This window comes from Metabacillus rhizolycopersici (genome assembly GCF_020075705.1).
Genome location: NZ_JAIQUM010000046.1, coordinates 1 through 11,571, shown reverse-complemented (window position 1 = coordinate 11,571; position 11,571 = coordinate 1). Strand labels below are relative to the sequence as shown.

8 protein-coding genes are annotated in these 11,571 nt (G+C 36.2%); 7 read left to right on the top strand and 1 reads right to left on the bottom strand.

Translation table 11 applies throughout. The features are described from left to right. Positions 1 to 776 precede the first annotated feature (776 nt). Positions 777 to 1,109 (top strand): bh protein, encoded by a 333-nt coding sequence (locus K9V48_RS17980; RefSeq protein ID WP_224140514.1) that lies wholly within the window; start codon positions 777 to 779, stop codon positions 1,107 to 1,109. A 341-nt stretch (positions 1,110 to 1,450) separates the two neighbouring features. Here K9V48_RS17980 and K9V48_RS17975 read toward each other — a convergent pair whose 3' ends face one another. Then, a complete protein-coding gene (locus tag K9V48_RS17975) occupies positions 1,451 to 2,734 on the bottom strand; it encodes an MFS transporter (RefSeq protein WP_224140513.1) in 1,284 nt (427 codons plus the stop codon). Positions 2,735 to 3,281: 547 nt separating this feature from the next. Here K9V48_RS17975 and K9V48_RS17970 point away from each other — a divergent pair. The 6 genes from K9V48_RS17970 to K9V48_RS17940 all read left to right on the top strand — a co-directional run. Beyond that, the gene (locus tag K9V48_RS17970; protein WP_224140512.1) at positions 3,282 to 4,622 is read left to right on the top strand and encodes an NAD(P)H-dependent oxidoreductase; all 1,341 of its coding nucleotides are present in this window, start codon (positions 3,282 to 3,284) and stop codon (positions 4,620 to 4,622) included. Between the two features lie 357 nt (positions 4,623 to 4,979). Further along, positions 4,980 to 6,560: an FGGY-family carbohydrate kinase gene (locus tag K9V48_RS17965; RefSeq protein ID WP_224140510.1), complete on the top strand. Its 1,581-nt coding sequence runs from the start codon at positions 4,980 to 4,982 to the stop codon at positions 6,558 to 6,560. 172 nt (positions 6,561 to 6,732) lie between these two features. Beyond that, the gene (locus K9V48_RS17960; RefSeq protein WP_224140509.1) at positions 6,733 to 7,509 is read left to right on the top strand and encodes a Cof-type HAD-IIB family hydrolase; all 777 of its coding nucleotides are present in this window, start codon (positions 6,733 to 6,735) and stop codon (positions 7,507 to 7,509) included. Positions 7,510 to 7,791: 282 nt separating this feature from the next. Beyond that, complete coding sequence (locus K9V48_RS17955; protein ID WP_224140508.1) at positions 7,792 to 8,997, top strand: quaternary amine ABC transporter ATP-binding protein; 1,206 nt, start codon at positions 7,792 to 7,794, stop codon at positions 8,995 to 8,997. Between the two features lie 4 nt (positions 8,998 to 9,001). Next, a complete protein-coding gene (locus K9V48_RS29450) occupies positions 9,002 to 10,729 on the top strand; it encodes a glycine betaine ABC transporter substrate-binding protein (protein WP_308012598.1) in 1,728 nt (575 codons plus the stop codon). A 356-nt stretch (positions 10,730 to 11,085) separates the two neighbouring features. Beyond that, positions 11,086 to 11,571, top strand: a 486-nt coding sequence (locus K9V48_RS17940; protein WP_224140507.1) for a PepSY domain-containing protein, incomplete at its 3' end; no start/stop codon positions are given.

Genomic DNA, 11,571 nt, shown 5'->3' with positions numbered 1-11,571 from the left:
GGGGATGTGTACTAAAAGTGGTAAATATCGGCATCTTCCTACTTGGAGTCAGAATCTAGTCAATTCTGTTACTCGATTGCAATTATGTTGACATATATAGACGAATGATTTACCATTATTCACAAATGTTCTTTCGGAGAACATTTGTGAAAATAGATAGTGTGTGGGGTTATTGCATTTTTTTGTTGGGCTATACAATTTATCGATATTTAACAAAAAATAAGAAAACAGTCAATGTAACGAATAATCCATATTCTGGTTATTTGGTGATAGGAATAGTTAATTATCAATTTACCATAAAATGCATAATAATTATTATTTTAAAGGGTGAACGTAGACTATGTGAATAGAGAGTATCCTTGGTCATTCAATCTAAATATGTTAATTGAAATGGTTAATGCATGAAGGACTTGAAGCAGAAAGTGATTGTTGACGACGTAGTGAAACACTGAGTGTAAGCGATTTCTATTAGAGGGTTAGTATGTTCGATTTTTGGGAATATAAGGTTGTAAGACATTAATAAATAATATTTACGAATAGAAAATATTGACGTATAATTTATATGTATATATAGAAAATTGCGATAATTAAAGTACCTAACAGTAATAATGTTGGATAGATCTCTTATAAATGGCCATTGTTAGCTATTACTTATAAAGGGAAAAGTAAGATTAATACTACTAAGAAGTGTGAATGAGTTAAATAAATTTAAAATCATAAATGATGATACAAATTTTATAACTCTCAAGAATAGAGAGTCTAAGGAGAGATGCGCTATGAAAATATCTGAAATGAAGGCCGATCTCTATTGTATAGAATGTAATGATGATACTTTACATAATATTGTATATCTAAACAGCGAAATAAAGTGTGTTGAATGCGAAGAGTGCAATCGAAAAGTAGAAGTTAAAGTTGATTTGAAGAAAGAGGTTTATAAGGAAATTTACAATCGTGTCACAACAAAGCCCTCTAGAATATCGCAAGAATACAAAAAGGATTTAAGCAAATTTTTAATAAAGCTTCCTAGACGTGTTGTAAGTAAACCGTATCGCGCTGTTCGTTACTTGAATAAGGCACGTAACCTGACTAAAAAGATGAAATTCAAGTAAATTTCTATAACTTGTTTTCATAATTATTGAAAGTATCACTAAAACTCTTTGTCAATCAAGGAGTTTTTTTATTTTATTATGATTTTGGGAGATAAGAATGTAAATTTGGCGCCAAGGGACTGTCCAGAAAATGGACGATTGATCTTTAAAATACAGATTATGAATCATCGAGAATGAACTACATGCAATGAAGCTACTCTTTGTTATAAAGTAAATTTGGCATAAAAAACTACACCTCCAATTGTTGGTTGTGTCTAACAATTGGGGTGCAGTTCATTCCTATTGATAGATAGACTTTTATGAAATCCCCTTTATATTTTTACTTTTGTATTAAACTAATTTCATTTGTAAGATCCTGACGCATCCTTCAGAGTATTAAAATAGGTAGATTGAGACTTTTCTTGTTCTTGAGGTAGCGTGATAAATTTTGTTAAAATTGCACTAAGTAAATATAGGCCTGAATAAATCCAGATAACACCGACTGTGCCTACACTACCTATAAAAATGCCTACAATTACAGGGCCAATAAATGTACTTAAACCAGCTCCTAGGTTAAGAACAGACATAGCAGCTCCTTTGTTGTCTGGAGCTAGTGATGTAATTAAAGCGGATAATGGAACATAAGCAGCTACACATGCACCAAAACAAATAGCTGCAAGAAGTGTTGCCATATAATTCGGTCCCATTACAGCTGGGACGTAATAAAGTGCTGCTGTAAAGATCGCACATCCTACACCACCAAACCACATGATAGTACTGCGCCAGCCCAATTTATCCCCGATAAATCCCCAAATTAGATTAAAAATAACATTACTTGACCAAAGCGCTCCATATATTTGTAGCCATTCCATTCTCGTAAAACCGATGTCCATCATATAAGCTGGTAGAAATACTACAAATCCATATGCACCAGCAGTATTAATTGTTCTTACAATTCCGCCTAGTCCTACTTTCGGTTTTTTAAATGCAATAGTGATACCTGTTGCCATATATTTAAATACGTCTGCTTTAGTTTTAAACTGTTTATTGTTAATAGAGTCATCTTTATTTAGCAAAATTGCAAATATAGCACCTAGAAAGACAAAGATTAATGCACTCCACAATGTTTTCATTTCACCTAATATTGGAAGTGCAAAACTAGAGTAATATGCTCCTAAAACGTTTAATCCACCAGCAAATGCAACCCAGAACCATCCTATAGCCGTTCCAAGTTTTTTACTTGGTGCATAGTAGGTAAGCCAAACTAAGAAAGAATAAGCAAATAATGGATACCCGAGACCTCGAAGAGAATAGGTTGGGATCATAATTGCAAGATTCATAGTTGGTATTCCTATTGTAAGGAAAACTAAAGTTCCTAATACGAACAAGCCCAATCCTAAAGTCATCGCTTTTCGAGGTCCTAAAATTTCAGCTAATACTCCTGAAAGCCAAGCTGCAATTGCAGCGGCTAAACCATAAACGCTAAATAACAAGGCTGACTGCTGGATAGTTAATCCATTATCAAGTAAATAAGATGACAACCAACCTTGCTCAAGACCATCTCCTATCATAAAAAGCAAAACTCCAAGGTACCCAAAAGCCATTTTTGAATCCATACCAAACCTACCTAGTACTCCTTGATTCATATTAATCCTCCTTTGATCAGTAACTTATTGAAAAACTTTATAGTATGTCTATGTAATCTCATGATGGCAATAGATATCTTTCCCTTTCCGAAGGAAAGCCCTTTCATTTATGAAGATAAATAAAGAGACGAGTTTTTTAATAGATTTACACCTATTAAAGTAGTTAATAATTTCACTTTGGACATCTGTTACATTTGTAACATTATTTCACATTTGTTAAAATTATAATTTCTTTCATGTCATTCGTCAAGTAATAAATTATTATGATTATTAATATGTTTTATTTTAAAACTTATTATAAATCCAGTTATTACTGGATTTTCATTTATTAATAAAATCCTAAAAATGGTGTTGCAATTTTCAGAAATTAACCTTATACTTTACAAAAGTAACAATAACGAACCTTTGTTAAGTGATGCGTGTTTTTGTGGATTTATCATTTATAGGTACGCAGTTTAGGAGTTGATGAATGGTTTAATAGTCTTAGAAAAAGAAAGATAAACAATTAAAAATTTGTTTTTAATAATTATCTAGGGAGGATTAGAATATGTTGGGATTGAACTATAAATTAAGAGAATTAGAAAAATCAGGAAGAGAGATACGGGTTGGTTTAATTGGGTGCGGTCAAATGGGAAGAGGGATGATTTCGCAAATTCAAAGTATGAAGGGTATGCGCGTTGTCGCAACCGCAGATCTTTATACAACATTTATCCAACAAGCATATCTTAAAGCAGGAGTCAAAGATCAATCAATCGTTTTAACAGATAGAATCGAAGAAGCCGAAAAAGCTATTGAGGAAGGAAAAGTTGTAGGTACTGTTGATAGTGATCTTGTTACTAGCTTACCTAGTGTCGATGTTATTGTTGATGCTACAGGTGTTCCAAATCTTGGAGCGGAAATTGCTTGGAAAGCAATTTTAAACAAGAAACATATTGTCATGCTTAATGTCGAAGCTGATGTAACGGTTGGTCCACTTTTAAAGCAAATGGCTGATGCAAGCGGTGTCATCTATACAGGATCAGCAGGTGACGAACCAGGGGCAGTTATGGAATTATATGACTTTGCAGATGCAATTGGCTTTGAGATAGTAGCTTTAGGAAAAGGGAAAAATAATCCCTTAAACTTTGAAGCCAATCCTTCTTCAGCAGAGGCAGAAGCCAAAACAAAAGGAGCAAGTCCCAAAATGTTAGCGTCATTCCAGGACGGGACAAAAACAATGGTAGAAATGAATGCCGTCGCTAATGCGACAGGATTCCTACCTGATGTTGCTGGTATGCATGGTCCCTCAGGTACAGTTCAAGAGCTTCCATCTTTGTTCCAACTTAAAGAGGAAGGTGGAATATTAAATAATAAAGGGATTGTAGACTATGTAAATGGAGTAGCTCCGGGAGTATTTGCAATTATAACTTCTGATAAGGCCGAAGTTAATCATGAAATGAACTATCTAAAAATGGGAGAGGGTCCAAACTATATCTTATATCGACCATACCATTTAACTAGTTTGGAAACGCCACTTTCTGTTGCACGTGCTTATTTCCATAAAGAAGCAACCATCGCTCCATGGAAAGGTCTTCAAGCAGAAACAGTAGCTGTGGCGAAAAAAGATTTAGAGCCTGGAGATCGACTGGACGGTATCGGCGGCTATACTGTATATGGTAAATTATATTCTTATAGTGAAGCGTCTAGTGCAAACGCATTACCTATCGGGTTAGTAGATCCAAATGTTGTTGTAACTCGTCCTGTGAAAAAGGGAGAAGTTATAACGTTCGATGATATTGAACAAGAAAAGGAATCCATGATTTGGAAATTGCGTTCATTGCAGATGCAAAGTACACATCGAAAGTCAGTAGCGGGTGTTCCTGTAAATTCAAATATTGTTTTAGTTTAATATAAAAAACGTAAGATATCTGGAAACTAGCTATATTTCTTTAGAGTTATATCCTCTTTCGATAAGAGAGATAAAAGACCAGATTAAAATCCTTTATATTTGATCTGGACTTGCTCTCTCTTATTCATAAATTTAACAAAACTAGAGGGATTAGTTTTTCAAGATGTTTTAGCATTATATTATCTTTCAGAGAATTGTTAGATGCGATAGCTCCTATAGTTAGTATTAAATAAAAAATATTAATAAACAATCCACTTCAAAAAACAACAATATATTTATTTGCATTTCATCGTGTATAATGGTTTGTAAAACGTTATATTGAGAACATTTAAACGGATAAAAAGGGGGAGCAGATCAATGACAAAAGAGCTAGTCATAGGTATTGATGCAGGGACGGAAAGTGTAAGAGTTGGCATTTATGATTTACAGGGAAAGCAAGTTGGTTTAGGGATTACCGGATATCAAACCTATCATCCTAGACCAGGTTGGGCTGAACAGGATCCTAATGAATGGTGGTCGGCTTTAGTTAATAGTGTCAAACAAGCAATGAATCAAGCTGGAGCTACTAAAGATCAAATTATTGGTCTAGGCTTGGATACGACGTGTGCGACCATAGTTTTATGCAAAAATGATGGAACACCTTTAAGACGTGCTCTTTTGTGGATGGACATTCGATCTCATCAGGAAGCTGACTTTATTTCCTCTACAGGAGAGGATGCTTTAAAGTATAACGGTTACGGAAAGGTTTCACCCGAATGGATGGTCTGTAAAGCTCTTTGGCTCAAAAGAAATGAAACGGAAACTTATGAAAACGCAGACAAAATAATGGATTTTTCTGATTGGTACACTTACAGGCTGACAGGTAGATGTACGGGAAGTGTTAGTACGACCACTTACAGATGGCACTACAATCCAGAAGAAGGAGGCCTGCCAAAAAGATTTTATGAGGCAATTGGATTGGGAGATATCTTCGAAAAACTTCCCACAGATATATGTAATCTAGGTGAACATATCGGTGGACTTACACGAGAAGTTGCAGAGGAATTAGGATTACGCGAAGGCACTCCCGTGGCCCAAGGAGGCGTTGATGCCCTGAATGGCATTATTGGTTTAGGTGTTACTAAACCTGGTAAATTGGCCTTAATTACGGGTTCTTCACACAATGTCTACGGACTAACTACCAAGTCTATTCATCGAAGAGAAATACTTGGTTCCTTCCCTAATGCTGTTATTCCCAATTTTAGGCTCGTTGAGGCGGGACAATCTTCTTCAGGTTCTACTATAAAGTGGTTTCGAACGAACTTTTGTAAAGATTTAGAACAGATAGCCAATCAGGGAAATGGAAACGTTTACGATATATTAAATGAAGAAGCATCACAAATTCCGCCAGGTTCGGAAGGGTTAATTGTGTTAGATTATTGGCAGGGGAATCGGTCTCCTCATGTCGACCCTAATGCTAGAGGTCTTATATCTGGATTGACATTAAAACATGGAAGAGCACACCTTTATCGGGCGATTATTGAAGGGATTGCTTACGGAACTGACTATAATATCCGAAACTTTAGAAAGAATGGAATTGCGACGAATGAGATATATGCAGCTGGAGGGGCTACAAACAGTAAACTATTTTTGCAGATCCATTCTGATGTCAGTAATACCGCCATCCATGTGCCGGAGGATAATCAAGTAGCTTGTCTAGGTTCAGCTATTTTGGCAAGTATTGCAGGAGCGGCTTATGAGAATATCGACGAAGCTGTGGCAAATATGGTGAGATTCAAACAAGAAATTATAGAGCCGAATCAAGAAAACCATGAAAGATATCAATTATATGCTGAACAATACCGAAAAGCCTATCCTAATTTTCATCAATGGATGTGGGACAATACAAAAATTGATCAGAATCAAGCAGTAAACTCCCAAAAAGAATTCGTAATTTAAAGGTAAGTGAAATTTAAGCATAGACTGTTTGCGATCAATATCTAAGATTTTGTCTATGGATGACCTATAACTTGTTTTTACAAAACTCTATTAAAATTAAACCGTACTTTACTATTACTCTTTATTGGTATAAGTAGTAGCTTAATACTAATCATTAAAGCGAGGGAACAAGATGTCACAGCAAATGATTTTTTTTGATATCGATGGAACTCTTCTTGATCATAATAAACAATTACCCAGCTCTACCAAGCAAGCTATTCGAGCGTTAAAAGAGGAAGGGCATGAGGTGGCTATTGCAACAGGACGTGCGCCATTTTTATTTAAAGAACTACGAGAAGAATTAGAAATCGATTCATTCGTTAGTTTTAATGGACAATATGTAGTGCTGAAAGGTGAAGTGATTTATAAAAACCCTTTAAAGAAACATGTACTGCAGTCTTTAACAGACTTTGCTGTTACAAATAATCATCCACTTGTCTATATGGATCATGAGAACATGAAAGCAAATATTAAGTATCATTCATATATTGATGAAAGCATAAGTACCCTTAGTGCTGTTCATCCAGAGTATAATCCGGATTACTTTATCGATAAAGAAATTTATCAAACTCTTCTATTTTGTAGTGAAACACAAGAGACTCCATATCAAAAGGGTTTTAAAGACTTGAACTTTATTCGCTGGCATGAGTACTCAATGGACGTTCTTCCTTTTGGAGGATCCAAAGCGAATGGAATTGAAAAATTAATTGATAAAATGGATTTCAAAAAAGAACAGATATATGCTTTCGGTGACGGTTTAAATGATATTGAAATGCTGCAATATGCTGGAAACAGTGTAGCAATGGGAAATGCCCACAATTTAGCAAAGAATGCAGCAAAGTATATTACAAAAGATGTTAGTGAAGATGGGATTTTATACGGACTAGAACTAGTCGGATTGTTGAGGTAAGCATAATCGGGGATTGATGTAGTATAAATAAAAAAGAGAGTTAGTGCTGTAAAAAAGTACCCTATAGAGTAGACACTTAAAAAAGGTCTACCTATAGGGTACTTTTTGCATTTTTGGAAAATTATTACAGAGAAAGAAATCGTACTACTTTTCAAAAAAATTATTATGTTAAATGAGTTTCCATTTCAGACCATTTCCCCTTTTCTTTGGAACTTTTCATAGAAAGATCCAAAATAGGAAAAACTGAATATGGTATAGGTAATAAAAAAATGAGGTGATTTGATGAATCCCTATGTAGAAGTAAGGAATGTCTCGAAGATTTTTGGTAAATCTCCTAAAGCTGCCATTGATTTATTAAAGCAGGGCAAGACAAAGAAGGAAATTTTGAAAGTAACAGGGCAAACGGTTGGGGTGAATAATGTTAATTTTAAAATTTACCCCGGTGAGATTTTTGTCATCATGGGTTTATCCGGAAGCGGTAAATCAACCTTAATCCGGATGTTTAACAGACTGATCGATCCTACAATCGGAGAGATTTTGATAAAAGATGAAGATATCGTCAAGATGAATTCTGCCCGACTGAGAGAAACCAGGCAAAAAAGAATCAGCATGGTCTTTCAAAATTTTGCACTATTTCCTCATAAAACGATAGTAGAAAATGCTGAGTTTGGTCTCGAAATTAAGAAAGTATCTCCGGATGAACGGCGAGAAAAAGCGATGAAGGCGCTAGAAGTCGTTGGATTAAAGGGCTATGAAAATCAGCTTCCATCACAGTTAAGCGGCGGAATGCAACAAAGGGTTGGTCTTGCGCGGGCTCTTGCAAGTGATACAGATATTATCTTGATGGATGAAGCCTTCAGTGCTCTTGATCCATTAATTCGTAAAGACATGCAAGATGAATTGATTGAAATTCAAGAACAATATAAAAAAACGATTATTTTTATTACCCATGATTTAGATGAGGCACTGCGTATTGGCGATCGAATTGCTTTGATGAAAGATGGCAGTATCATTCAGCTTGGAACGCCTGAACAAATTATGATAGAGCCAGCAAATGAATTTGTCGAGAAGTTTGTTGAAGATGTCGATTTGTCAAAAGTATTAACGGCATCACATGTGATGAAACGTGCTGAAAGAATAGGCGTAGATCGTGGTCCAAGGGTGGCACTAGAAATTATGCGAAAACAAGGATATTCGAGCATATTTGTCGTCGACCGTAAGCTAAAGTTATTGGGCGCGCTGACTGCTGAACAAGCACGGCAGGCAATTGATCAAAATCTATCCATTTCTGAAGTGATGACAACTGATATCCCACTTGTTTCAGAAGATACATTACTTGCAGACCTTATGGATGTGATGGCAACTTCTAGTTTACCGATATCAGTAATAGATGAAGCGAACAGAATAAAAGGAATCGTTATTCGCGGAGCCGTAATTGGTGCTTTAGCCGGAAATAAAGATTCTTTGAACGATTTGGAGAGTGATTGATTAAATGAATATGCCGAAAATCCCATTAGGAGAGTGGATCGACTCTCTCGTGCAATGGGTAACGATTACGTTCGCTGGATTCTTTTTATTTTTAACTAATTCTATAGAGGGTCTATTAGATATCCTAGTTGATGTTTTTAGTGTAGGCCCTCCTATCGTATTAATGATTGTTTTAGCTCTTTTAGTTACATATACTAGCAGATGGCCATTAGGAATTTTTACGTTAATTAGTTTACTCTTGATTGATAATCTTGGTTATTGGGAATCAAGTATTCAAACACTTGCGATTGTTTTATTATCAGGACTGATCACCATCATAATTGGGGTCCCAATTGGAATATGGTGTGCACAAAGAAAAACAGTGCAACACATTGTTACACCTATTTTAGATTTTATGCAGACCATGCCTGCCTTTGTCTATTTAATTCCATCGATTTTATTCTTTGGAATTGGAGTAGTACCAGGGATTATTGCTTCGTTTATTTTCGCGATCGCTCCGACCATTCGTATGACCAATCTAGGTATTCAAAAAGTTCCTAGAGATTTAATTGAAGCGGCGGATGCTTTCGGTTCAACTACCAGCCAAAAATTGTTCAAAGTCCAATTACCTTTGGCCACTCCAACGATTATGGCAGGGATTAACCAAAGTATCATGCTTGCCTTATCAATGGTTGTTACGGCTTCATTAGTTGGAGCGCCTGGACTTGGAGCAGATGTTTACCGAGCTGTCAGTCAAATTGACGTAGGACAAGGCTTTGAAGCTGGATTATCGATTGTCTTCATCGCTATCATTCTCGACCGTATCACGCAAAACTTACGTAAACCTGCTTATGAACACATCGTTAGGCGAAAAATCGTCTTTTCTATTTTAGCTTCGCTTGTAGTAGTTACTGCCCTCGTTTTAATGTTTACAAAAGAAGGTGCGATAAATGGGAATCCTGAAGGCATAGGTGCCAAGACGGATTATGAAATCATTGGGATTGAACCTGGAGCAGGAACGATGATGCTGGCTAATAATGCACTGAAAGATTACGGTTTGGAAGATTGGCATCTTGTTGAAGGCTCTGCGGCAGGAATGCTAGCTGAATTACAGAAAGCCTATAAGAATCAGGAACCAGTGATTATTACTGGTTGGTCACCGCATTGGATGTTCTCTTCTTTTGATTTGAAATATCTCGATGATCCCAAAGAATCCTTTGGTGGCGAAGAAGATATTCATACACTCGTAAGAAAAGGTTTAGAACAGGATGCACCTGGTGCTTATAAAATCCTCGATCAATTTACCTGGGAAACGGGTGATATGGAAAAAGTGATGGTTGATATGGCAGGTGGGATGGAGCCAGCAGAAGCTGCTGAAAAATGGGTTGATGCCAACCCTGACAAAGTAGCAAAATGGACGAACGGTGCTGAAGATGGCAAGGGTAAAACGGTCAAGCTTGTCTACGTTGCTTGGGAAACGGAAATAGCGAGTACGAATGTCATTGGAAAAGTTCTTGAGCAAAATGGCTATGATGTGACACTAACTCAAGTTGAAGTTGGCCCAATGTTTGCCGGTATTGCCAACGGAAGCTCCGATGCCATGGTTGCTGCATGGCTCCCAAGTACCCATGTCGAATTCTATAATACCTATAAGAATGATTTCACTGACCTAGGACCAAACCTTCAAGGAACAAAAATTGGACTAGTTGTGCCAAAGTATGTTGAGATTGATTCAATTGAAGACTTGAAATAACCAATAAGAGAGTGACTTAAAATGGATAGTTTTTGGCACTCTCTTATAAAAATGGCAAATAAATTTAATATGTTAAGGAAAATTCTTTACAGATTGTTAACCCGCTGGGAAAGAATCCATTTTGATAAATCCGTTTTTTAAAATGGATTTTTTTGTCTATGGAGGAAAAACAAAGTTCAATGGTTGATAACCTGCACTCAATGGAGGATAAATCCGCATTAACGGTGGAAATTCTGCGAATCGAAGAATCCCTTCATCAGATTCTCAGCAAATTTTAATCTTTCTCTTCCATTCCTCTAATCTTCACTGGTTATAGTAGGGATATAAGATCAATACGACTTAGGAGGAATGAAAAAATGAATAAGATCGGTATGATTACATTGGGAGCAGCAATAATTTTAGGTGGTTCAATTGGGTTTGGAGCAATCAATCATGGGTTCGCTCAAGAGAATCCTTCTAAAACAGTAGAAAGTAAGGCATCACATGAACTAATCGGAATTGAAAAGGCGAAAGCGGTAGCACTAGAACAAGTAGACGGAATTGTTGAAAGTATTGAGTTAGAAAAATATAACGGTCAAACGTATTATGAAGTGGACATTGATAAAGACAATAAGGATTTTGATATCGATGTAGATGCCTACACAGCAAAAATTATTAAGATTGACGAAAGTCGCGATGACGACGATTATGAAGTACATGCTTCAGCAGCAACAAAAGGATCATTGATTTCTGAAAAAGAAGCAATCGCAATTGCGAAAAAGAACATCACGGGTGAAGTTGTTGAAATCGAGTTAGACGAAGATGATGGTAGATATGAATATGAGATGGAGCTTAAGACTTCA

Bases quoted from the DNA above. Each gene is read 5' to 3' on its own strand.
- K9V48_RS17980 (WP_224140514.1), top strand. From the start codon at position 777: ATGAAAATATCTGAAATGAAGGCCGATCTCTATTGTATAGAATGTAAT.
- K9V48_RS17970 (WP_224140512.1), top strand. From the start codon at position 3,282: ATGTTGGGATTGAACTATAAATTAAGAGAATTAGAAAAATCAGGAAGA.
- K9V48_RS17965 (WP_224140510.1), top strand. From the start codon at position 4,980: ATGACAAAAGAGCTAGTCATAGGTATTGATGCAGGGACGGAAAGTGTA.
- K9V48_RS17955 (WP_224140508.1), top strand. From the start codon at position 7,792: ATGAATCCCTATGTAGAAGTAAGGAATGTCTCGAAGATTTTTGGTAAA.
- K9V48_RS17960 (WP_224140509.1), top strand. From the start codon at position 6,733: ATGTCACAGCAAATGATTTTTTTTGATATCGATGGAACTCTTCTTGAT.
- K9V48_RS29450 (WP_308012598.1), top strand. From the start codon at position 9,002: ATGAATATGCCGAAAATCCCATTAGGAGAGTGGATCGACTCTCTCGTG.
- K9V48_RS17975 (WP_224140513.1), bottom strand. From the start codon at position 2,734: ATGAATCAAGGAGTACTAGGTAGGTTTGGTATGGATTCAAAAATGGCT.